This is a genomic window from Methanoculleus sp. UBA303 (genome assembly GCA_002501655.1).
Lineage (GTDB): Archaea > Halobacteriota > Methanomicrobia > Methanomicrobiales > Methanoculleaceae > Methanoculleus.
The window spans coordinates 16,791-39,376 of the sequence record DANY01000033.1 but is presented as its reverse complement, the minus strand read 5'-3'; the positions used below and the strand labels follow the sequence as shown (position 1 = coordinate 39,376).

Below are 22,586 nucleotides of genomic sequence, written 5' to 3'. Positions count from 1 at the left end.
GGGACAAAGCATTTGTGCGACTGCCTGATGGTGCGACGGGCGAAACGTCCGGAGCGGTCACGAGGCTCCTCCCTCAACCTTTATGCCCCCGGCCTCCTACCCTCCCCCATGCAGATCGCGGTCATCGGAAGAGGGAACTGCTCCGACGAGGAGTATGCAGCGGCGGAGACCATCGGCCGCCTCATCGCCGGCAACCGCGCGACCGTCTGCTGCGGCGGCCTCGGCGGGGTGATGGAGGCCGCCTGCAGGGGCGCGAAGGGAGGCGGCGGCACGACCGTTGGCATCCTCCCGGATACCGGGGACGGGAACGCCTATCTTGACGTGGTGGTCCGCACCGGCATGGGCCACGCGAGGAACATCATCCTCGTTCACTCGGCGGACGCGGTTATCGCCGTCGGCGGAGGCTATGGCACGCTCTCGGAGATTGCAGTCGCGCTCAAGATGGGAAAACCGGTCTATGGCCTTGCGACCTGGAAGATAGAGGGGGTGATGGCCTGCGCCGGGCCCGAGGAGGCGGTCAGTCTCGCAGTCCGCGCAGGACGCCTGTCTCGTCCGTCTCGTAGCCCCCGAGGTTTAGGAGGATCTGCCTGAACGCCTCCGACGAGACGGTCTCGACCAGGGTCGCGATCCGGGGGTCATCGAGCATCGCGCGGTGCATAACGAGTTCGTAACGTTCCGTTGCCACCGGGACGAACGCGAGATCGAGTGCCTTTGCGGCGCTGTAGACCCCCATCCCCGCGTCCGCCTCCCCGGTCCGGACCGCGAGCGCCACCGCAAGGTGCGTCGTCACCTCACGCCCGTAGCCGGGGATGGACGCCGGATCTATCCCGTGCGTCGCAAGACGGTGGTCAAGGAGCATCCGGGTCCCCGACCCCTTCTGCCGGTTGATGAACGTCCGCCCGGGCAGGTCGTCGAACCCGAGCCCGTCGCGGGAGATGACCCCCTGTTGCCGTTCTGCCACACAGAGGAGGGTCAGGTCCGCGCCGGGCATATACCGCTCCAGGTAATGGGTGTTGTAGGTGCCGTCGGGGGCGAGGAGGTGCATCGGGGCTGCGTGGCACTCCTGCTTTTTGAGCGCGAGCACCCCGCCCATGCTCCCGGTGTGGGTGGAGTGGATCTCGACACCATGCGGCCTTGCCAGATCCGCCAGGTGGTCGAGGGCCGGGTCGTGGCTGCCGGTGACGAGCACTGCCTCCTCTGCCTCCGCACGCGGGACGGTGAGCCGGACGTTCACGGTCTCTCCGGCCTCGGCGCCCTCTTTCTGCGCCGGGATCTGCAGGTAGCCGTTCGCCCGGACTGCGCTCATCTGGACCCCCGCGCCCCGTGACTGGGGCACCGCCACCCAGCGGTCGCCGATCCTCCCCACCGAGAGGAGGACGAACTCATCGGTCCCGATATCCGACTGGAGGCTTGTGGTCAGTCTGGCGGCGACGCGCTCGGGCCGGGGGGCGGGGAGGCCGTAGCGGGCGATGAGCGGCAGAACGATCTCGCGGAGCACGGTCGCCGCCGCGAGCGGGTAGCCGGGAAGCCCGATCACCGGCTTTCCCTCAACCCGGCCGATGATCACCGGTTTTCCGGGCTTGATGGCGACACCATGCGCCAGCACCTCGCCGAGGTCCCGTATGATGTCGGCGGTGTAGTCGCGGGTCCCGGCGGACGAGCCGGCCGAGACGAGCAGGATATCGTTCTCGGCGACGCCGAGCCGGACGGCGTCCCGGATCTGGTCGTAGTCGTCCGGCACAATCGGATAACGGTGCGCTTCCACCCCGGCCTCCGCGAGGACCGCCGCGGCCATCAGGGTGTTGCTCTCCACGACCTTTCCCGGAGGCGGCATAACGCCCGCCGGCACGAGTTCGCTCCCGGTGGGGACCAGGCCGGCCCGGACATTCTTGACCACAAGGTCGGTGACCCCGTAGTTTGCGAGCGCTCCCAGATCCTGCGGCCGGATACGGTGGCCTTTCGGGGCGATCATCTCCGACTCCCCGATATCCTCGCCGACCGGGCGGATGTGCTGCCAGGGGCTGACCGGCTTTCTGACGGTGTAGGTCTCACCGTCGACCCAGACATCCTCGATCATGACCACCGCATCGTAGCCGGGCGGGACGATGTTTCCCGTGTTGACCCTCGCCGCATCCGGGAGGGTCACCGGGTGCTGCTCGCTCGCCCCGAGGGTATCGGCGCTTCTCGCCGCGATCCCGTCCATCGCCGATATGTGGATAGCAGGGACCGAGAACCGGGCGAATATGGGCGCGGCGGTGATCCTCCCCACCGCCCCGGTGGTCACCGGGACCTGTACGACCCCCGGAACCGCCGGGAAGGAGCGCTCGACGAGTGCCCGCGCCTGGTCGAGCGTTATGACCGAGAGGTAGCGCTTCACCACAGGATCACCTCCACCTCCTCACTGACCTCGAACCCCTCGCTCGACGCCGGGATCCGCACCAACCCCTCGCTCTGCACCAGGGTGTTAAGGAGCCCGGATTTCCCGAAGACCGGTGTCGCCTCGCCGTCCCTGACGCTGACCCGGATATAGTCCTCCCGCCCGCGGGTGGAGGGGACGTTCTGCGTCAGCCGCGCGCGGATGGTTCGCCGGGAGACGGAAGTCTCGCGCATCGCCGCGAGCAGGTGGTCGACGATGGCGACAAGCACGACGAACGCCGAGGCCGGATGCCCCGGGAGCCCGATGACCGGTTTTCCCCGCGCCGTCCCTATGATGGTGGGCTTCCCGGGCGCGAGGGCGATCCCGTGCACCAGCACCTCCCCGAGGTCTGCGATGACCGCTGCGGTGTTGTCCCGCTCGTCCTTCGAGGAGCCTCCCGATACCAGGACTGCGTCGCACCGGTCGAGCGCCGAAGAGACCGCCCTCTCGAGCACTGCCCGCTCATCCCTGACGATTCCGAAGTAGACCGGGTGGCAGCCCCGCTCCGTCACGAAGGCGCCGGCGAGGTAGGAGTTCGCGTCCCGCACCTCGCCCGGTCCCGGGGCCCCGGCGACGGGGACAAGTTCGTTCCCCGTGGATATGATCCCTATCCTCGGGGCCGTCACCACGGAGACCCGGTCGGCGCCGACCGCCGCGGCGACGCCGATGTCCCGGGGAGAGAGCACGCGGCCTCGCTCGAGCACCACCTTCCCCGCCCGGAAGTCCTCGCCCCGGAAGACTACGTTCTCACCGGGCGCCACCGGGCGGTGTACCAGGACATCGTCCCCGATCTGCTCGGCGTGCTCGATCATCACCACCGCGTCCGCACCCTCCGGCAGGGCGCCGCCGGTGGGGACGTATTTACACGATCCCCGGGATACGCTTCCGGCATCCGCGCTCCCCATCCCAACCCGGCCCCGGCACTGGAGCATCGCCGGGATGGCCTCTCCGGCCCCGGTGGTCTCGGCTGCGGCGACCGCGTAGCCGTCGACCGTCGACCGGTCGAACCCCGGTATGTCGATATCGGCACAGACGTCTCTCGCGAGGACTCTATGGAGGGCGTCTTCGAGCGGGACGTCTTCGCACCCGGTCGGGGGCGCGATCCTCCGCACCGCCTCAATGGCCTCGCTGACCGGGACGACCTCGAGGAAGAGGCTCATCTGAAGCAGCCCAGCTGACAGCTCCGGATCTTAATTCTCGGTTCGCGCTGGTTGCAGTACCGGGCGATATCCATCTTCGGTATACCGTATTTCTCCGCTATCTCGAAGGCCTGGGGGCAGGTGATCTCGTTCTCTATGCCATACGCCTCGAATGCTTTTCGTACCTTCTCTTCGTCCATAGTACCCACATGGTCTTCCTGCAAAGTGATAGGATTTACTATTGGACCAGTCAAGCACTACCATTTAGCATGCTACCCGTCCATGTACGTATCCGATGCGGATCGCGCTGATTAACTCAAAGGAAGATGTAGCAGGGGTGAACATCCGGGACCACCTCCTGGCCCTGCTTGCAGGGTCCGGGCGATGGCCGCTCGCAGATCACCATACGCTGACGTTCCATGAGATCGACGGGCGGCTGATTTACCAGGGCCGGATCGATGAAGAGGTCGATGCCGACCTCATCATCTTCATATCCCGGCACTCGAGCGCGCAGCCGACGCCGGCCCTGACTGTGCATGTGACCGGCAACTACGGCGCCGCCGACCTCGGCGGGGAGCCGGGAGCGCTTGCGCCAGCGGCTCCTGCGTGGATGCACGCCATCCTGAGGAACCTCGCCGCCCGGGCCCCGGAGGGTTACCGGGTCTCCTACGAAGTGACGCACCACGGTCCGACGGCGCTCGCCACGCCCTCGCTCTTCGTAGAGATCGGGTCCACCCCCACAGAATGGGCCGACCCGGCTGCCGGGCGAGCGGTGGCCGAGAGCATCCTCACGGCGACGCCGGGGGAGACGATCAACCTCATCGGCTTTGGCGGGACGCATTACGCCATGCGGCAGACCGCTATCGCCCTCTCCTCCCGGGGCGCCTTCGGTCACATCGTTCCGACACGACAGGCCGGCGCTCTCAGCCCCGGTCTCATACGGCGGATGCAAGAGGCAAGCCGTGCCGTTGCTGCCTACATCGACAGGAAATCGCTCCCCACCGATGAGGGCGGGCAAATCGAGCGGATACTCAGCGACGCCGGAATCCTCCTCCTCTCCGAGTCGGAGATCGGAGAGGCCTCGAGCCTCGACTGGGCTACCTATCTCAGGGTCCGGTCTCTCGCCGAAGAGATCGCCCCGGGGTCCCGCATCCGTATCCACGGCCTTGCCGGGAAGGGAACCCCCGTTTCGGTGCAGATAATCCCTGATCTGATTGAAGAAACGGTAAAAAGTGATAAAATCGGTTTTCTCGATGCCCTCGACGAATTGCCCGTTATTCATATCACGAAAGGATCAACAGAGATATTATCGACGTTTATCAGCTTCGAGAGCGAGTCTTCCCGACTCGCAAGTGATATAACTACCCTGTGTGTAAAACTCTTACTTATCTGTGAAGGCGCTGTTATCGACGGTGATCACCTTGTCCTCCGGAAGGTGCGGTTTGACCCCGAGAAGGCGCGTAGGCTTGGGGTCCCGAGAGGACCGCTCTTTGCCATGCTTGCCGGCGGAAAAGCGGTTGAGATCAAGGGGCAGACGATCACGCCTGATGCAGTGCAGGCAACCAGTGTGAAGCGGATACATATCCCGGGATTGGAGAGATACATATGAAATCTATCGTAGAAGAGGCACTTTCACGGGCACGAGAGGAGCAGCGCTTTGCTGAGCCCACAGGGGTCGACAAGGATCTCGAAGATATCCTCATGGAGCTCCGGACTGAGATCGCAGTCGTCGGTTGTGGCGGCGGCGGCTCGAACACGGTCACCCGGATGGCGGAGGAAGGCATCAACGGGGCACGGCTGATCGCCATCAACACCGACGCCCAGCACCTTATCCGGGCCCGTTCGGATACCCGTATCCTTATCGGGAGGCAGAGGACCCGCGGTCTCGGTGCAGGTTCGATCCCCCAGGTCGGCGAGGAGGCGGCCCTCGAGAACGAGGACGAGATCAAGCGGGCCGTCGAGGGGTGTGATATGGTCTTCATCACCACCGGGCTTGGGGGCGGCACCGGCACCGGCTCCGCACCCGTGGTCGCGAAGTCCGCCCGGGAAGAGGGTGCCCTGACCATCGCCGTTGTCACCCTGCCGTTCACGGCAGAAGGCTCTATCCGGGCGCAGAACGCCGAGGCCGGCCTCGAGCGGCTCCGCGAAGTGGCGGATACCGTCATCGTCGTCCCGAACGACCGCCTGCTCGAGGTTGTGCCCCGCCTCCCGCTTCACGCCGCCTTCAAGGTCTCGGACGAGGTGCTGATGCGGGCGGTCAAGGGCATCACCGAACTGATCACGATGCCCGGGCTCGTGAACCTCGACTTCGCCGATGTCCGGACCGTCATGGAACGGGGCGGCGTCGCGATGATCGGTATGGGCGAGAGCGACAGTGAGGACAAAGCCGCCGACTCGGTCAAGAAGGCGCTGCGCTCCCCGCTGCTCGATGTGGATATATCCGGGGCGACCGCCGCGCTCGTCAACGTAGTCGGCGGGCCCGATATGACCATGTATGAGGCTGAAGCCGTCATCCAGGAGGTCTACGACCGCATCGACCCCGATGCCCGCATCATATGGGGGGCTCAGGTCGACCCCGATATGCAGGGCAAGATGCGGACGCTGCTCGTGGTCACCGGTGTCCGGTCACCACAAATATATGGGAGAAACGAAAAGAGTATGCCACGTATGATGAAACAGTTTGAGATCGACTTCCTGAAGTGAGCCGGTATGATGGACTATAAAGAGAAGTTTGAGGAAGTAAAGTCGTTCAAGATCGAAGAGGAACTCTTCAAGAAGTACTGGCGTGTGCTGAAACTGGCACGGACGCCGACCCGTGATGAGTTCTCCAAGATTGCGATCGTGGCGGCGGCCGGCATCATGCTCATCGGCCTTGTCGGCTTTATTATATACGAGATCCTGCTGGTATTGCCCAAATGATGGATATGGCTGAGAGCGTAAACAGAGTATATGCAATAAAGACGACCGCAAAGCAGGAGCGGACGGTTGCCGACAACATCGAGAAGGTGACCCGAGACCAGAAAGACATCCATGTGACGGCCGTCATGGTTCCCGAGGAACTGAAGGGCTACGTCCTTGTGGAGAGCCCTGACGCCATCGCCCGGATTGAGCAGCTGGTGGAGTTGATCCCCCACGCGCGCGCGGTGGTGCAGGGCTCGACCGCCTTCTCGGAGGTTGCGCATTTCCTGGTGCCGAAACCGGTGGTCAGCGGTATCACCGAGGGCACCATCGTCGAGATCATCGCCGGCCCCTTCAAGGGTGAGAAGGCGGTCGTGAAAAGGATCGATTCCGGGAAGGAGGAGATCACGGTCGAACTCTACGAGAGTATGGTCCCCATTCCAATCACGGTCCGCGGCGATTCCGTCCGCGTCGTGGAGCGGTCGGAAGACGCTAACTGAAGAATATCACTCCATTCTCCTTTTCCAATCCGGGCACGGGTCTTTGCGCCGCCGGTGATGGGATTTCCATCGACCGGACGCGCCCGCTTGTGTGAAATCCGGTCGCCGGAGCGGAACCCCCGGGCACTATACTTTAAATCCTCTTACGGTGACCTTAGATAACCCAGGCAACTATTCCCCTGAGGAATAAGCTGGAGAAACTTGTATGGCAGAAACGGTCGAAGTATTGGTACCCGGCGGCAAGGCTACAGCAGGTCCGCCTCTGGGCCCAGCGCTCGGACCTCTCGGTATCAACGTGAAGGCAGTCGTCGAAGAGATCAATAAGAAGACGGCCGATTTCAACGGCATGCAGGTGCCGGTGATGGTCACAGTCGACGATAAGCGCAACTTCACGATTGAAGTGGGTATTCCGCCCACAACGGCTCTCGTCATGAAAGAGGCCGGTATCGGGAAGGGCTCCGCAGAGCCGGGTACTTTGGTGGCGGGAAACCTGCCGCTGGAGGCCGCTATCCGTATTGCCCGTATGAAACTTGATGGCATGCTCTCGTACGACCTGAAATCAGCGGTCAAAGAGGTCGTTGGAACGTGCGTGAGTGTCGGTGTTACCGTTGAGGGCCAGAAGCCCCGCGAGATCATCCGGGCCATCAACGACGGAGCATACGACGGCGTACTCGTCGCATAGATGTCAGACAACCATAGAAGATCATGAGGTCGTGTACTATGGAGGCAAAGGATGGTTGATAAAACCAGTATACAGAAAGCCGTGAAGACGGCACTGGAGAAGGCTCCGGAACGGAAGTTCAAGGAGAGCGTGGATATCACCGTCAACCTCAGGAATATCGATATGTCCCAGCCCAAGAATCGTATCGATGAGACGATTCTCCTTCCGAACGGTTTTGACAACGTCAAGATCGCAGTTCTCGGGAAGGGCGATATCACCACGCAGGCAAAGGACGTGGATGTGGACCTTATCATCGGACCTGAGGAGATCGAGCGGCTCGGGGGAGAACCCCGGGAAGCACGTAAAATGGCGGAAGAATACCGGTTCTTCCTTGCTGAGACGGCAATGATGCCTCTCGTCGGCCGTTATCTTGGTGTCAGGCTTGGTCCGCGCGGGCGGATGCCGATGCCGGTTCCGCAGGGAATGGATATCCGGCCCATTGTCCAGCGTCTCCGGAGTTCCGTGAAGATCCGGACGAAGGACAAGAAAGTCTTCCACGCAAAGGTCGGATCCGCCGGAATGGAGCCTGCTGAGATCGCTGAGAACATCGATGCGGTCCTGCGGAGAGTCGAGTCCGTTCTGGAGAGCGGGACGATGAATATCCACTCGGTCTACGTGAAGACGACCATGGGGCCGGCTGTGAGGGTGGCCTGATGGCACTTTACACACAGCACCTGCCCCGGTGGAAGAAGGAAGAGGTAGACGCGATCAAGCGCGGTGTCGAGGAGCACACACTCGTCGGCGTTGTGGACATGTACGGCATCCCCGCCTCGCAGGTCCAGCATATCCGGCGGAATCTCCGTGGCACGGCGACGGTGAAGATGGCCCGGAACACGCTCATCGAGCATGCCCTCACTGAACTCGGCGGCAACGTCGGAAGCCTGAAAGAGCACGCCGAGGGCCAGAGCGCCCTGATCTTCACGAACGCGAATCCCTTCAAACTCTTCAAGCTGCTGGAGAAGACCAAGACGAAGATGGCGGCGAAGCCTGGCGAGACTGCGCCGGAGGATGTCGTCGTCCCGAAGGGTCCGACCACCTTCAAGCCCGGCCCCATTGTGGGCGAGCTTCAGCAGGTGGGCATTCCTGCGGCCATCGAGGGCGGAAAGGTCAAGATCCGGGAGACGAAGACGATCGTGAAGAAGGGCGAGGTCATCAGCAAGAAGGTTGCCGATGCTCTTGTGAAACTCGATATCAAGCCGATGGACGTCGGTCTCGCCCTGCAGGCCGCATACTACCGGAATACCATCTTCACGCCGGACCTCCTGGCCGTCGATGAAGAGGCCTACTACAACAACATCGTGCTTGCGACCCGGCAGGCGTTCAACCTCTCGGTCAATGCCGCCATCCCGACCCCGCTGACGATCGGTGCGATCATCGGCAGGGCGGTTCGTGAAGCCCGGAACGTGGGCGTCGAGGCGAGCATCTATGAGAAGGATATCATCGACCTGATCATCGGACGGGCACAGCGGGAGATGCTGGTCGTCGCGCTCGCGGCGGCAAGCCACGGTTTCGAGCTCGATGAGGCGACCCTGAAGGCTGCCTCGGCCGCAACCGCTGCGGCACCCGCCGCAACCCCGGCAGCCGTTGAGGCAAAGCCCGAGGAAGAGGAGACGGAAGAGGAGAAGAAGGAAGAGGAGGAAGAGAGCGGCATGGCCGGTCTCGGGGCCCTCTTCGGCTAATACTTTATTCAAAAAAAAGGTGAGTACATTATGGAGTATATCTACGCTGCACTGCTCCTGCACAACGCAGGCAAGGATGTAACTGAAGAGAATGTGACCGCTGTCCTGAAGGCGGCTGACGTTGCCGTCGAGGACGTCCGCGTGAAGGCGCTCATCGCCGCACTCGAGGACGTGAACATCGAGGAGGCCATCAGCAAGGCCGCCGTCGCCCAGGTCGCCGCTGCACCCGCAGCCGCCGCCCCTGCAGCCGCTGCACCCGCGGCCGAGGAAGAGGCCGAGGAAGAGGCCAAGAAGGAAGAGGAAGAAGAGAGCGGCATGGCCGGTCTCGGCGCCCTCTTCGGGTAAACCTTTTTTTTCTTTCACTGGTCGATGGGCTGGCCGGTCTGGTAATTCCCGGTACTCCGCGGCTTCCGCGTTGTGATTCTTCTGAAATCTCTTGTGAGAGGGAACCCGGGGATATGCATGAGCCCCTAAGGGGCTGGGCGGGAGCGACACGGCACGGTCACGTATTGTGCCTGCCAGAAAGATGTTCTGCAGTTCCCCTGGCAGGCACACATCCAGTTGCCTGTAGTTTCGTTGAGCGCCCTCTCAAAGCAGGCATGCTCGTCCGTCGCGTATGGGTAGATATAAAAACACCCCCTCCAGATTACCAACTATCCAAAACCAGATCTCCTGCAGGACCGCAGTCGCTCACCCCGGCGGGGATCAGAGAGATGGTACCGGGTATGGCAAAGAAAGTAATGCTAATTGACGACAACGATAAAGTCCTTCGAATCACCGAGCTGCTTATAAAATCGTTCGGGTACTCTCCTCTCCCGTTAAATGACCCCCGGGAGGGACTCAGGATAATCTCAAAAGATCCCCCTTCGTTGATACTCCTGGACCTCATGATGTCGCCGATGGACGGTGCACAGTTCCTGGACGAACGGAGAAAGATTCCCGGAGCACTGGCGATCCCGGTGGTGGTCTGCTCGGCATGGAGGCTGACCGAGGAAGAACTTGCCCCCTACAAGGATGAGATTGTCGAGGTCATCACCAAACCCGTCGAACCCACGCTATTGAGAGAGATCCTCAAAGACTATCTTGGGACGTGACGATATGACGTCAATCGGGAAGGATTACGGGCATCTACCGGCGGGGTTCTTTGCCGGGAGCGGATTATAATGCCCTTCCGCCTCATCGCCGCCGATATCGGCAGGCTCGTTTCAAAGCGGGATCTCGGAGGCCTGATAGCGGCGGCGAGGAGCGAGGATAAGGACACACGGTGGATGGCGGCGGGGGGACTTGGGGAGTTGCGCGACCCGCGTGCGGTCGATCCTCTCATACGGGCGCTGGCCGATACCGATCCGGACGTCCGGTGGAAAGCCGTGGAGGCGCTCGGTTCTATCGGGGATGCCCGGGCGACGGAAGCGCTCATCCCGTTCCTCAACGACCCTGACGGGACCATGCGGCTCCAGGCGGTCTGGGCGCTCGGGAAGATCCGGGATCCGCGTGCGACGGCGCATATCATTCCCTTGCTGGCGGATCCCGACTACGACATGAAGATCGCGACAATCTGGGCGCTCGGGGCCATCGGGGGCGGGGATGCTGCTGCCGCACTGCGAGAGATGCTGCTGGACCGGCACCCGGGTATCCGGTCGAAGGCAGCCGAGTCCCTGGAGAAGTGCGAGTGGAAACCGTCCGATGACCGGGAACGGGGTGCTTTCGCATTTGCGCGAAGAGACTGGAAGGAAGCGTCACGTTACAGCAGAGCGCTGGCGGATGTTCTGATCTGGGCGCTGGACGACGGGTATTTTGATGTCCGGATGCACGCCGCAAGGATCCTCGGTAAAACGAGAAGCTGGAACGCTGTCCGGCACCTCCACAGAGCCCTTGATGACCCGGAAGAGTGCGTCACCTATGAGGCGGCCGCCGCGCTTGCGGAGATTGGGAATCCCGAATCGAAAGAGGCCCTTGTTCACGGGCTCGAGAGCCCACATTTAAGCACCCGGAAGGTCGCGGCAGGGGCACTTGATCGCCTTGCATGGGAACCCCGGAGCATTTACCATGAGATCCTGTTTCGGAGCGCAAAAGATGACTGGATTGGCCTTGTGCGGCTCAGGAGGCGCGGCGTCGATCCTCTCGCCCGGGAGCTGCAGGAGCGATGCGGCGCGGAGAGGACGAGTATCGCAAAGGCGCTTGGGGCCATCGGCAGCCCGGCGACCGATGCCATGATCAGGTTGCTTGGAAACCCGGATCCCGATATCAGGTGGCGGGCAGCCTCGATCCTGGGCGATAGCCGTGATCGGCGGGCTGTCGAACCGCTCATTGCGGCCCTGGCGGATACGGATGAGCGCGTTTCGTCTTCTGCCGCGGTCGCACTCGGCGAGATCCATGATGAAGAAGCGGTGGATCCCCTCATCCGGGCATGCACAACCGGTAACCCGGACCTCCGCCGTGAGTCCGTTGCTGCGCTGGGGAGGATAGGGTCAGGGCGGGCCGTTGCCGCCATCATCGCAGCATCCGGCGATGTGAGTTCCGGTGTCCGCCTCAGCGCCATACGAGCCATGGGCTGGATCCGGGATGCACGGGTGCTCCCTGCCCTGCTCCCGTTCTTACAGAACCCCGATCCCCTCGTCCGGCTTGAGACGGTGCGGGCAGTCAGTCCGTATTCCGGCCGAAAAGTCGACCTCCTCCTCATCCGGGCCCTCGAAGATCTGGATGCCGGGATACGGCGGGAGGCGGCCCGGCAGGTTGGCAGGCGCAAGGTAGTCGCTGCGGTTCAGCCGCTCTTCAGACTCTTCGAGGACCCGGATACCGGGGTGAGGAAGGCGGCCGCAAGGGCACTTGAGAGAATCGGCTGGAAACCATCGTGTCCCCCTGAACAATTAGCCTACCTTATTGCAAAGGAGGACTGGGAGGAGATCCAGCGCCTGGGTCTCCTGGCTGACCCTGCGAGAGCGCAGAAGAGCGCTAAACCGGCACTGCTGCCCGATGGTCTGCAGGGCAGGGTGGGGGCAGCCCCTCCGGGCACCGTGAATCCGGAAGAGCGAACCCCGCAGGAGGACCGGGAGGCGTCCGGTGGCGGGAAGACGGGTGTCGCGGTGCATGAGGACGTTCCGGGCCTGCAGTTTTTTATCGGGGTGCTCAACAACCCGCATGTGGATATGCCGGCCCGGCTCAAGGCTGCCGAGGCGCTGGGGAACCTGGGGGATCTCCGGGGAGTTCGACCGCTGATGAACGCGCTGTGCGATCCGGATGCAGAGATCCGCGGGCGCGCGGCTCTCTCTCTCGGTCTGCTGGGTGACCACAAGGCCTTCGGGTCTCTGGTTGTTGCGCTTGAGGATCCGGTGTTTGAGGTGAAGCGGCGGGCTGCTGAAGCGCTCTCGGTCCTGAAACCGGGGGGTGCGGTCCTCCCGCTAACCGAGCTGGCGAAGAGCCCGGACCCCGGCAGCCGCACGCTTGCCGTCACGGTCCTCGGCGATTTTGAGGACGACGGTGCGGTGCGCGCCCTGCTCGTTGCCCTCAACGATGCACATCCCGGGGTGAAGTCGGCTGCGCTGTCATCGTTGCTAAAATTGGCCGGCTACTGGGGGTTGCGTATACCGCTGCTCCTGAAAGACGGGGATCCGGCCGTCCGTAAAAACACCCTGGACGCCCTGAAATCGATATCGGGGGATGAGGAAGCCGTGTCCTGCCTCGTCCCACTCCTCCGGGCAGGCAGTTTCTCTGTCCGGCGGGAGGCAGTTCTCGCGCTTGAGGCGATGGGATGGAGACCGGGTCTGCCGGATGAGTATGCAACGGTGCTGATCGCCGGCAGGAGGTGGGATGAGGTTGTTGCGCTTGGAAAGCAGGCAGAGAGCACGTTGATCGATGCTCTCTTCGATACGGACCGGGAGATCCAGGACGGGGCGGTGGCGTCTCTTGAGATGATGGGGGATGGCGAGACGGTCCGGCTGATCAGGGTGGCGATGAGGAGGGGCGGGGATCTCCAGGTCAAGGGGGTCTATGCCGCGATGAAGGCGGCAAGCCTCATCGAGGAGAAGGAGCCGAGGAGAGGCGGGGAGGGACCGGCCTCCTCTCCTCCCGGGGCTCGGTGAGGCGTCCGCCGGCGAAGGTCGCCATATTTTGCCCGGTATCCCACGATAGGCGGCTCTGGATTGATATTTTTAACCGTGGTTAGGGTAGGATTGGAGTAGACCTCGACGATAGGGCTGCTTCTTCTCGACCATTTTATCGCCCCCGCCCGGGGAAAAAGGGGTGGTCTTCAACCCGGTTGACAGGGCTGTCAGAGCACCCCGAACCAGATGTCCCGGAGCCCGACGTTGTACTGGGCGATGAAGAGGGCGTCGCCGACCTCGATCGCCCCGTTCTGATTGACGTCGGTCCTCCGGAACCGGTCGGTGCCAGCAACAGGCTTCTCCCGGATCCCCACGACCTCCTGGAGCACGAGGAGGGTGTCAGCCTGGTTGACCTCGCCGTCCTCGTTTGCGTCCCCGAGGAGGACTGGCGTGACCCAGATGTAGTCGGGTTTTGTGACAACTGAGATGTCGCCGTCCACCGAGAACGTGACGGTGTAGTTGCCGGGGGTTGTGTAGGTGTGGACCGGGTGCTGCTCTGTTGAGGTGCCGCCGTCGCCGAAGTCCCAGAGCCACGCGGTTGGGCAGCCGGTCGAGGTGTCGGTGAAGGTGACCGCGAGCGGTGCGGTACCACTCTGGGGTTCGGCCGTGAATGCCCCAACAGGCAACACCGTCTCCCCGATGACTGAGTAGCCGCTCATTGCCTTATCTGAGGTGAGGGCGTTTGTCCAGGCGATCATGTCATCGCCGTTGTTAGAGTTCCTGCAGTATCCGTAGACGCTGAAGGCGGCAAACGACTTCAGGTTCTCGAAGGTGTAGTTGATCCGGACCGCACCGCGGTTTATAAGGGCCTCATTCGGCCGGAGGACGCCAGTGTTGAGGTCGACAAACATGAGATGGAAGGTGTTCTCTGCGTCACTCATGTCCTGGCCTGCGTAGAGGGGGTAATCCACCTCGTTCCCGGTCGGCTTCCAGATCTGCGGGCCGTAGATGAAGTCTTCTTTCGTGAAGGTCTCGTTGAGCGAGGCTGACTGGTAGGTCACATTGTCGAGGGAGGGTGCCCGGTTCCGCAGGGGGTTCGGCGTCCAGGTGTAGCCGTCTGCTGTGATGTGGAGCCTGAAGTCGTTTGGGATCGTGCCGTTGACGGCGACCATGACGATGATCTCGTCCTCGTAGCCCTTGCCGCCGGAATCGGTCGCATAGAAGGTGCTGCTCTGGTCCTCGGAGACCGTCACCTGCCCAAAGTTCTGGACTGGGTCGGTGGAGATGTGGAGGGCGTTGAGGCCGCGGTTGATGCCTTCAAACCTGATGTTGTAGGTGTTGTTACCAAAAGCGTTGTACTTCGCGCCGGCGTCGTTTGCAACTTTCACAAAGATGTTGTTGTATCCGGGGATGACGACAGGCTCGGTGACGGTGATGTAGTCCGTCCTGACCCTGGAACCGCTCCCGCCACCATTGCCAGCGCTGAGGTTGACGGTGTAGGTACCGGGGGCAGTGTAAGTATGGACCGGGTTCTGCTCGGTGGAGGTGTTGCCGTCCTCGAAGTCCCATGCCCTGGATGTAACCGTGCCCGCGGAGGCGTCGGTCGTAATGTGGAGGGTGTTCCTGCCCTGCGTGGGGCCCTGGGTCGGACTGGAGAAATGATAGGTGCTGTTGCCGTAGTCGTTGAACCTTACCCCCTCATCGTTTGAGATGCGCAACGGCATGTCTTTGTTTGACGGCATTACTTGCTGTGATACCGATCCAGCCGCTGGTATCGTGCTGACTGCAGTCAGCAGCAGAATTGCCACCACAGCAATCCATTGGGCGGGACTGTGATGCGTATCTCTCTGTCGCTGTCTCATAATTCTTCCCCTGATTGGTGAGACCGGGGTTCGTGACATCTGAATATAGCAGTTATCATTCCGTTCCGTGTTAATCTGATCTGTTTAATGAAAATCCCTTAAATTGCCGTCGCATTGGCCGGCATGGGGTCTTCGGTGTCCTCTTCGATAAACCTCTTTTTCTTTCATGTACCGATCGGCTGGCTGGTGCCGGTATTTCACCTCTCTTTTGCTACTGTAGTCTCTACGAGGGAACTCTCTTGCTGGGATGTTTCCTGAAGTTTACAGGACACGAGGGGTGGCCATCCAAAAAAGTACGTCTCTGTCCGGTCCCGCGGTGCCGTCAGAGCACCCCGAACCAGACGTCCCGGAGTCCGACGTTGTACTGGGCGATGAAGAGGGCGTCGCCGACGTCGATGGCTCCGTTCTGGTTGACGTCGGTCTTCTGGAACTCATCGGTGCCGGCGACATGCTTCTCACGGAGCCCCACGACCTGCTGGAGCACGAGGAGGGTGTCGGCCTGGTTGACCTCGCCGTCCTCGGTGGCGTCGCCGAAGAGGATCGGGGTGACTTTGATGTAACCGGGTTTCGTGCAGGCCTCTGCGCCGCCGTCTACCGAGAGCGTGACAGTGTGGTTGCCGGGGAGGGTGTAGGTATGCACCGGGTGCTGCTCCGTCGAGGTTGCGCTGTCGCCGAAGGTCCAGAGCCAGGTGGTCGGACTGTTCGACGAGGTGTCAGTGAACCGGACGGTGAGCGGGGCTACCCCGGCGGTGACGTTGGCGGTGAACGCGGCACCTGTTGCGGGAGGTGTGACAGTGATGATCCGCTCTGCGACATCGTTTCCACCCGGGCCGGTTATGGTGAGGCGAACTGTGTAGGTGCCGGCCTCACTGTAGGTGTGGGTGGAGTTCCGGGTTGTTGCTGTGGCGCCGTCGCCGAAAGACCAGAGCCAGGCGGTGATCTCACCGGTTGAGGTATCGGTGAATCGAATGGTCAGAGGCGCGTTGCCCTCGGTGACACTTGTGGTGAACGCGGCGACCGGCGGAGGAATGATTACCGTGATGTAATCGGTCTTAGTCTCAGTGCTACTGCTACCGGCATTGCTTGCGTTCAGGCTGACGGTATAGGTGCCCGGTGCCCTGTAGGTGTGGATCGGGTTTTGGTCAGTTGAGGTGTTTCCATCGCCGAAGTCCCACAACCAGGACGACGGATTCTCCGTAGTGGTGTCAGTGAACCGGATGGTGAGCGGGGCGACGCCAGCGTTGACGTTCGCGGTGAAGTTCGCGACCGGTGGAGGAACCATTACCGTAATGTAACCAGTCTTAGTCTCAGTGCTGCTGCCACCGGCGTTGCTTGCGTTCAGGCTGACGGTGTAGGTGCCTGCCGCTGTGTAGGTGTGGATGGGGTTCCGGTCGGTGGAGGTGTTCCCGTCGCCGAAGTCCCAGGCCCATGAAGTCACGTTGCCGGTGGAGGTATCGGTGAACGCGACGGCGAGCGGAATGGTGCCGATGGTGACGTTCGCCATGAAGTCGGCAACGGGAGGGGTTGTACTCCTGATAATCTCAAACGATACTGTGTTCGAGTCGTATCCCTTTCCGGCAAAGTCGCTCGTCGACGGCCAGACAGCCCTTGCGGTATAGAATCCAAGATCGGTATCGTTCAGGGAGATCCCGCGGGCGTATATCGTTGAGGCGTTGAGGGGAATGTCCCTCAGATCCACACCGCGGAACTGCGTCAGTTTCCCGCCGCCGGGTGTCGTGACCTCGATGTCCATAAAGATGGCCGCCGGGGTTGCGTGGAGACCTTCAAGGTTGTTTTCCAGCGCAAAGTCGAGAACGGCGTTGCGGGTGAGGGAGATGCCGTCGACGGAGGTGCTTGTGCCGCCCAGGAGAACATCCAGCCCGATGCACAGCTCTCGGATCTCAACCCAGGGTCTGCCGCTGAGAATGCCGCCACCTCCCCAGGCGTAGTAGCGCCCGGGGATCAGATCCCCCCTAGTCACCAGGTCGAAGGAGCAGCAGTCGGGCACGTCGATGGTTGCGTCCATAGTGCCGGCCGAGAAGTTGCTGTAGTGGATCAGCCGCTGCACGCTGCCCAACCGGGTGAGGTTCAGACCCTCTTCGCCGAAGTAAAGCGTGTTCCCGCTCAGAATGCCCTTGTAGAGGTCGCCGGCGTCGCAGTATCGGACGGGATCGGGGGCGTTGGGATACAGTACCTGGAACACACCGGGGATCGGCAGGGTGGCAGATGTGAGGTCTTTGCCATCTGCGTTTGCGAGCGAATCTACAGTGATGTTCAGCGGGCTGATATCGCCGGGTTTTCCAGTTGCTCTGAGTGCTATGGTGCAGATGGGTACATCACCGCTCTGGCCGTTGCACGTGGTACACGCTATGCGTGTCTTGCCATTTGCGTTGTTGATACTTGAAGCACCCACCCAGGGCGACGCAAAACTCATGGAATCCACCGTCACGATGGCGGGATCGTAGGTCAGGTCGAGGCATACCGCACAGATGGCCGATGCGTTGCGGATGGTCAGCAGTGCCTGCGTGACCTGTCCCTTCGCTACCGCGGCATCACCGAGACTGACGGGCATGGCGTCGAGGACGGTGACGTATCTGGACTTTGTTTCGGTATCACTCCCGCCGCTGTTGCTCACGGTAAGGCTGACATTGTAGGTTCCCACTGCTGTATAGGTATGGATAGGATTCTGCTTGGTCGAGGTTGCACCGTCACTAAAGTCCCACAACCATGCCGTTAAGTTCCCGGTGGAGACGTCGATAAACTGCACTGTGAGTGGAGTTGGGCCGGTAGTGACGTTGGCGGCGAAGTTAGTTGTGTCTGGGGGTGGCGTGCCATCAAACTTGCCAATAAGTCTGTTGTTTGAATAGTGTTTAGTGATGTAATTTCTGGAATCCCAATGAATAAAACCCGATGCACAGTATATCACAGAATGAGGTCCAACGACGATATCACGAGGCCATCCATAGTTGTCGACATTCAAACCAATTCCTGCAGTTATCGAGCCTGATGGGGACAGAATTTTAAAGTCCTCTTCACAAGCAACGTAAATAGTTCCATCGCTGTCCACATAAATACCGCGTGGGTCGTAATTGATCGGTCCGATTTCTCCAATCAGTTCTCCTTCCAAAGTGTATTTTAATATTTTATTATAGCCATTGACATAGACGATATCGTGCGAATCAACAAAAATTGTTTTTAAGGGGCATTTGTGCTCAGTTGGCCATTTCCTTATAAAATTATGATTTGAGTCAAATACAACCACATAGTTAAATGAACCTGCGCTAATGGCAACAAATATATTTCCTTCACTGTCAATGGCAACATCAGTTGGTTTCCATAGTGAGGTGACAGTGCTATCCAATTGACTGATATACGTTCCATCCGACGAGAATACCTGGATTCTGGAGTTAAACGTATCGGCCACATATACTTTGCCATCGGGGCTTACAGCCATCCCCCAAGGCCCGTTCATAGTATCTCCCCCAAATTCGCCGGCACCACTACCATATCTGCCCCACTTACGTATGGGTGTTCCATTTGTTGCAAAAACCTGCACCTGGAAATTGCCTTCATCAAGAACGTATGCCTATCCGTCACTGCCGATCTCGATTGCCTTAGGGCCACGCAGTTTTGTTCTGTCGATTTTTAATGTAAAATAGGAGTCGGGACTAACTTCGCTGCATCCGGTTGTTATATTGTAAGATGTTACATTCCACTGAAATGTTCCATCCCGGATAAATCGATCTAACCAGTGGTGAGCATATGAGGCGCCATTCAATTCTTTAATTGTAGATAGGTAAGGGTAATCAAGACCACTGTAGTTGAGGCAATAATAATCTGCACCCTCAACGGGAGACCAGGTGAAGGTAGGCGTGTCGTCATCGATGGTAGACCCATTCGCTGGAGAGAGGAGTGTTGGTGGACGAAGTTTAGTTGTCTCATTTACTTTGGTTGCCCTCCCGATCCCTGGAAAGAGGTTATTTATTTTATCAGTTTCGTTAACGACGGCATCATCACAATCCACCCACGCAATCACCGGATATGATCCATTATCGTTTGGCCACACCACGGACCACCCACTTACAACAAGAGATTCTTTTGCAGGGATTAACGATACTTCATTTTTGCCAAGAAAATTCAATGTACCGTTAAAGAACCAGAGTCCTACATTGAAAGGTCCTGCAGCGACATCACCGTCATTAATGACTTCAACGTAAAAGGATGTCTCTTCCCCGCGGCGGATTTCGGTAGTGGTGAAGATTCTCTTTGCAATGAGATCGGTGAGGCCGGACTCGGGCATGGCGGAAGCAAGATCGACAGTATAATTTTCTGTTTCTCCAAGTGTGATGTTCACGAATTCTGTTGCATACCCATATTTGGAGAATTTTATCTCCACTCTGTCACCGAGCGCATAGTCCTCTGAATCTGTCTCGGAGGAGACAATGTCTGAAGGGAGAGATTGTGATAGATCGGATATCGAGATGTTAAGCGGGGTCGTACCTCTGTAAATGTACACTCCGGGAGATTCACTGTTCTGTAGACTTTCAACGCAACTGTCTGACGCTGGTAGTGCGGCAGTACCAGTCCTCTCTTTTAGTTTAATTGAAACGGAAGTATATGGTTGTGCCGAATCGAAAAATATCTTTTTATCCTCAACCTCACCGACAGTAAAACTCACTGATGTGCTGAAGTCTGAGTATCCCTCTGAGTATCCATATTGTTCATTTTCATCGAAGTGATAACGATATTTTACGGTGTACTCTCCGTCAGGGAGGTCACTTCCCCAGATCTCCGAATCCGTGATTGTTACCGGTAACGATGAGTATTCTTTAGACTTCCGAGTTTCACCATCCGAGAGGACTACTTCGTATTTATCGGCAATATCGATGTCTTTCAGGTTAATCATGACGCAGACCGAATCGGAGTCATATTGTGTACCTGCATCAGGTGAGATCACCTCGGGGATGTGAGAATCCTCGAGTATTGTTAGTCTGATAGGAGTTTTTTCGCACGCCCAAGCACCAGTGTCATCGACGACATGCAGGCCATACCAGTGGGTGCCAGTTACTGGGGAGATAACTTCAATTGTTCCGATTTCGGTGATAGATTGTACGGATCGGATCAGTTCCCATCTATCATCTGCAATATTGCAATCATCATGTTTACTGGCATCGTTTATTCTCCAGAGTTCAACACTTGAGACACCCTCAGGGGCTGAAACTTTGTAATTGAAAATAATTCGTTCTCCTACCTTTGGGTTTGAGGGAGTACATGTGAAGATCCCTACTTCAGGCATATTTTCAATAACACCCTTTGAGATAGTGCTCCCAGATCGAGTTACGGGAAATGCATTTAGAGGATATAACTTGGCTGCATTATAGTCTCTTACAAAAACGCTTTTTAAGTTATGAACTGAATCCTCGGGATTATAATATGCCCAGATCTCTGTTCCTTTAACATCAGATCCAGTATTCATATAGTAATATGTATTCTGCTCGCCATAGAGGCGTCCTGCCAAGATCTGGTATGTATCAAAGTAGCCATTGATATCAGCGTCTGTCATAACTTTCCAGCGCAATTTACCTATCTTTCTGACAACAGTATGATAATCCTCCCATTCACCCTTTACATTGCCCTTTATATCTTCTAAAGTGATATCCGAGTTCCCCAGTAGTGTGGCACAGGATTTATTACCGTTTTTTACAGTATCCCAGGTAGTGCCTGTAACGGCAGACCAATCAGAAGCCCATAAACCACCTTCTTCTTCGATCTTATACCCAAACCATGTGGTTTTTATACATGCCCTCATATCCTCAATACAATTTAATTTACCTTTCTTTTGACAAGTATCCAGATGGTATTTTAAAACCCTCAATGATGAAACTAAAGATTTTGTCCAGTCCAATTTCTCGATAGTACTCCAATTATCCCATCCTACATCTAAAATATGTTCCTGGCCACGATCAACCTGAGCGGGACCAATTCCCGTCGAAAAAACAAAGTTAGAGATAGCACTATGCGTGCAAGCATCATCTGGAACGCAATTACTATGAGCAGAATACCCGCATTTTCCTCCTTCAGACCAGATGCCGGCAAGAATCATAAGTTTATACTGTGCGGGTGATATCTCCCATGCTGAATTGTAATATTCACAATTGCCATCGTCCGGCAACAATTCATCAAGATAATCGATCAAATCTTTGTCGATACTTGCACTTATTGATGATATAGTTCCGGGAAGTTCTGTCCCTGCGGTTTTGAAACTCCTCGAGGGGTTAGGGGCATCGTTGATGTATGGATCGGAGATGCCCCCGATCGCTCTGAAGATATACGTTGTTCCGGGTCTTAAATCAGTGATTGGTATGCTAAACTTACTATTTCCTTTGACGCTTATTGGTTGAGAGAAGAACTTTCCATCATTTCCGCTGATCTGATACCTGAACCGGATCTGATACAATATATCTGGATCAGAATTACTTAAGGTTCCGGTTAAAATTGCACTGCTATCAGTAACGAACTCAGCATTGCCCGTTGTTAACTTTGGTCCATTTTCCGAGGATCGGTATATCGGATATTCCAGTGGAACATCTACACACTCTAATGATTGTATCTCAAGTGCAGGGGAATTGTTCAAAGTGGACGGCGTAGGCGTGACTGTAATCTCTGATGTCGATGTCTGGTTTGCTGTTGAGTTAGGTATGATGACTTCTTCCGTAGGTGATGGAATTGTTTCTTCCATCGGTGACTGGGTCAGCGTTAGCTCTTCAGGGGGTTCGGCAGAAAAGCAATTTGATCCCTGTTCACTATTAGATATACTTATCGTGGTCATATTGCCTGAGACAATACTCTCATTCTGCGATATACCTTCAATGCTGGTCGCCCCGACAGATGCGACCGCATAGGGTATGGCCATTGCAGCAAAACACACAACCACGATAAAAGTTAAAATTCCAGTATAGAATCCGTTCCTGCGCGCAACCCTTTTTCCAGACTCTGCTCTCTTCAGCATCATTATTTTACCTCTCAAATTGCCACTAATCGATGTTGACATATACCCGCACACATGAACCATCGCGAGATCAACTGCCGACTCTTTTTTGAGGGATTTGGTTTCCCTGCCTGTAATTAGCTGAAAATTGCTGATTCTTATGCTAGAGGATCGGCGGTGGTTGGTGAACGCTTCTCGCTTTGGGTAAGCCGGTTACTCAAGGTGCCAGATCGGTTATCAGGCTATGTAAGATACAGATCTCCCGGCGGGGAAAAACATTTCTCTTTAACCGCCGGAGCGACAAATCCGTTTCATCAAAATCGCTCTCACGAAATGACTTTTC

Annotated in this window: 17 protein-coding genes; 11 read left to right on the top strand and 6 right to left on the bottom strand. The window is 58.3% G+C overall.

Annotation, left to right across the window (positions count from 1 at the left end):
- Window positions 1–108: 108 nt before the first annotated feature.
- Window positions 109–591: a TIGR00725 family protein gene (locus tag BP846_RS07985; RefSeq protein WP_292394182.1), complete on the top strand. Its 483-nt coding sequence runs from the start codon at window positions 109–111 to the stop codon at window positions 589–591.
- Here BP846_RS07985 and BP846_RS07980 read toward each other — a convergent pair.
- Genes BP846_RS07980 through BP846_RS07970 form a run of 3 tightly spaced genes read right to left on the bottom strand, consistent with a single transcriptional unit; the run spans window position 518 to window position 3,755 of the window.
- Window positions 518–2,380, bottom strand: coding sequence for a molybdopterin biosynthesis protein (locus BP846_RS07980; RefSeq protein WP_292394181.1), 1,863 nt, complete (start codon window positions 2,378–2,380; stop codon window positions 518–520). The two genes, BP846_RS07985 and BP846_RS07980, sit on opposite strands and share 74 nt — an antisense overlap.
- Window positions 2,374–3,576, bottom strand: coding sequence for a gephyrin-like molybdotransferase Glp (gene glp / locus BP846_RS07975; protein ID WP_292394180.1), 1,203 nt, complete (start codon window positions 3,574–3,576; stop codon window positions 2,374–2,376). Before glp ends, BP846_RS07980 begins: the two co-directional genes overlap by 7 nt.
- Window positions 3,573–3,755 carry a hypothetical protein gene (locus BP846_RS07970; protein WP_292394179.1) on the bottom strand — a complete coding sequence of 61 codons (183 nt, stop codon included), beginning with the start codon at window positions 3,753–3,755 and terminating at the stop codon, window positions 3,573–3,575. Before BP846_RS07970 ends, glp begins: the two co-directional genes overlap by 4 nt.
- 95 nt (window positions 3,756–3,850) lie before the next feature.
- On the opposite strand from BP846_RS07970, the gene BP846_RS07965 reads away from it, so the two are divergent.
- From BP846_RS07965 to BP846_RS07920, 10 genes are all read left to right on the top strand, one after another.
- The gene (locus BP846_RS07965; protein WP_292394178.1) at window positions 3,851–5,164 is read left to right on the top strand and encodes a D-aminoacyl-tRNA deacylase; all 1,314 of its coding nucleotides are present in this window, start codon (window positions 3,851–3,853) and stop codon (window positions 5,162–5,164) included.
- Window positions 5,161–6,258, top strand: a complete 1,098-nt coding sequence (ftsZ, locus tag BP846_RS07960; RefSeq protein WP_292394177.1) for a cell division protein FtsZ — start codon at window positions 5,161–5,163, stop codon at window positions 6,256–6,258. Before BP846_RS07965 ends, ftsZ begins: the two co-directional genes overlap by 4 nt.
- Window positions 6,259–6,264: 6 nt before the next feature.
- The gene (locus tag BP846_RS07955; protein WP_292394176.1) at window positions 6,265–6,474 is read left to right on the top strand and encodes a protein translocase SEC61 complex subunit gamma; all 210 of its coding nucleotides are present in this window, start codon (window positions 6,265–6,267) and stop codon (window positions 6,472–6,474) included.
- A gap of 5 nt (window positions 6,475–6,479) precedes the next feature.
- A complete protein-coding gene (locus BP846_RS07950) occupies window positions 6,480–6,953 on the top strand; it encodes a transcription elongation factor Spt5 (protein ID WP_292394253.1) in 474 nt (157 codons plus the stop codon).
- A 205-nt stretch (window positions 6,954–7,158) separates the two neighbouring features.
- A complete protein-coding gene (locus tag BP846_RS07945; protein WP_292394175.1) occupies window positions 7,159–7,635 on the top strand; it encodes a 50S ribosomal protein L11 in 477 nt (158 codons plus the stop codon).
- A 51-nt stretch (window positions 7,636–7,686) separates the two neighbouring features.
- Window positions 7,687–8,328: a 50S ribosomal protein L1 gene (locus tag BP846_RS07940; RefSeq protein ID WP_292394174.1), complete on the top strand. Its 642-nt coding sequence runs from the start codon at window positions 7,687–7,689 to the stop codon at window positions 8,326–8,328.
- A complete protein-coding gene (locus tag BP846_RS07935; protein ID WP_292394173.1) occupies window positions 8,328–9,353 on the top strand; it encodes a 50S ribosomal protein L10 in 1,026 nt (341 codons plus the stop codon). The genes BP846_RS07940 and BP846_RS07935 overlap by 1 nt, the downstream gene beginning before the upstream one ends.
- A 30-nt stretch (window positions 9,354–9,383) precedes the next feature.
- A complete protein-coding gene (gene rpl12p / locus BP846_RS07930; protein ID WP_292394172.1) occupies window positions 9,384–9,698 on the top strand; it encodes a 50S ribosomal protein P1 in 315 nt (104 codons plus the stop codon).
- A gap of 380 nt (window positions 9,699–10,078) precedes the next feature.
- The gene (locus BP846_RS07925; RefSeq protein ID WP_292394171.1) at window positions 10,079–10,447 is read left to right on the top strand and encodes a response regulator; all 369 of its coding nucleotides are present in this window, start codon (window positions 10,079–10,081) and stop codon (window positions 10,445–10,447) included.
- A gap of 69 nt (window positions 10,448–10,516) precedes the next feature.
- Window positions 10,517–13,432 (top strand): HEAT repeat domain-containing protein, encoded by a 2,916-nt coding sequence (locus tag BP846_RS07920; RefSeq protein ID WP_292394170.1) that lies wholly within the window; start codon window positions 10,517–10,519, stop codon window positions 13,430–13,432.
- 188 nt (window positions 13,433–13,620) lie between these two features.
- On the opposite strand, the gene BP846_RS07915 is transcribed toward BP846_RS07920, so the two are convergent.
- The 3 genes from BP846_RS07915 to BP846_RS07905 all read right to left on the bottom strand — a co-directional run bounded on the left by BP846_RS07915 (window position 13,621) and on the right by BP846_RS07905 (window position 22,267).
- On the bottom strand, window positions 13,621–15,117 hold the full coding sequence (locus BP846_RS07915) for a PKD domain-containing protein (protein ID WP_292394169.1): 1,497 nt from the start codon (window positions 15,115–15,117) through the stop codon (window positions 13,621–13,623).
- 460 nt (window positions 15,118–15,577) lie between these two features.
- On the bottom strand, window positions 15,578–18,727 hold the full coding sequence (locus tag BP846_RS07910; RefSeq protein WP_394339964.1) for a PKD domain-containing protein: 3,150 nt from the start codon (window positions 18,725–18,727) through the stop codon (window positions 15,578–15,580).
- Between the two features lie 114 nt (window positions 18,728–18,841).
- On the bottom strand, window positions 18,842–22,267 hold the full coding sequence (locus BP846_RS07905; RefSeq protein ID WP_292394168.1) for a CARDB domain-containing protein: 3,426 nt from the start codon (window positions 22,265–22,267) through the stop codon (window positions 18,842–18,844).
- Window positions 22,268–22,586: the final 319 nt, after the last annotated feature.

Excerpts from the sequence above, each read along its gene's own strand:
- BP846_RS07985 (WP_292394182.1), top strand. The coding sequence starts at position 109 with ATGCAGATCGCGGTCATCGGAAGAGGGAACTGCTCCGACGAGGAGTAT.
- glp (WP_292394180.1), bottom strand. The coding sequence starts at position 3,576 with ATGAGCCTCTTCCTCGAGGTCGTCCCGGTCAGCGAGGCCATTGAGGCG.
- BP846_RS07970 (WP_292394179.1), bottom strand. The coding sequence starts at position 3,755 with ATGGACGAAGAGAAGGTACGAAAAGCATTCGAGGCGTATGGCATAGAG.
- BP846_RS07965 (WP_292394178.1), top strand. The coding sequence starts at position 3,851 with ATGCGGATCGCGCTGATTAACTCAAAGGAAGATGTAGCAGGGGTGAAC.
- ftsZ (WP_292394177.1), top strand. The coding sequence starts at position 5,161 with ATGAAATCTATCGTAGAAGAGGCACTTTCACGGGCACGAGAGGAGCAG.
- BP846_RS07955 (WP_292394176.1), top strand. The coding sequence starts at position 6,265 with ATGATGGACTATAAAGAGAAGTTTGAGGAAGTAAAGTCGTTCAAGATC.
- BP846_RS07950 (WP_292394253.1), top strand. The coding sequence starts at position 6,480 with ATGGCTGAGAGCGTAAACAGAGTATATGCAATAAAGACGACCGCAAAG.
- BP846_RS07945 (WP_292394175.1), top strand. The coding sequence starts at position 7,159 with ATGGCAGAAACGGTCGAAGTATTGGTACCCGGCGGCAAGGCTACAGCA.
- BP846_RS07940 (WP_292394174.1), top strand. The coding sequence starts at position 7,687 with ATGGTTGATAAAACCAGTATACAGAAAGCCGTGAAGACGGCACTGGAG.
- BP846_RS07935 (WP_292394173.1), top strand. The coding sequence starts at position 8,328 with ATGGCACTTTACACACAGCACCTGCCCCGGTGGAAGAAGGAAGAGGTA.
- rpl12p (WP_292394172.1), top strand. The coding sequence starts at position 9,384 with ATGGAGTATATCTACGCTGCACTGCTCCTGCACAACGCAGGCAAGGAT.
- BP846_RS07925 (WP_292394171.1), top strand. The coding sequence starts at position 10,079 with ATGGCAAAGAAAGTAATGCTAATTGACGACAACGATAAAGTCCTTCGA.
- BP846_RS07920 (WP_292394170.1), top strand. The coding sequence starts at position 10,517 with ATGCCCTTCCGCCTCATCGCCGCCGATATCGGCAGGCTCGTTTCAAAG.
- BP846_RS07915 (WP_292394169.1), bottom strand. The coding sequence starts at position 15,117 with ATGCCGTTGCGCATCTCAAACGATGAGGGGGTAAGGTTCAACGACTAC.
- BP846_RS07910 (WP_394339964.1), bottom strand. The coding sequence starts at position 18,727 with ATGAACGGGCCTTGGGGGATGGCTGTAAGCCCCGATGGCAAAGTATAT.
- BP846_RS07905 (WP_292394168.1), bottom strand. The coding sequence starts at position 22,267 with ATGATGCTGAAGAGAGCAGAGTCTGGAAAAAGGGTTGCGCGCAGGAAC.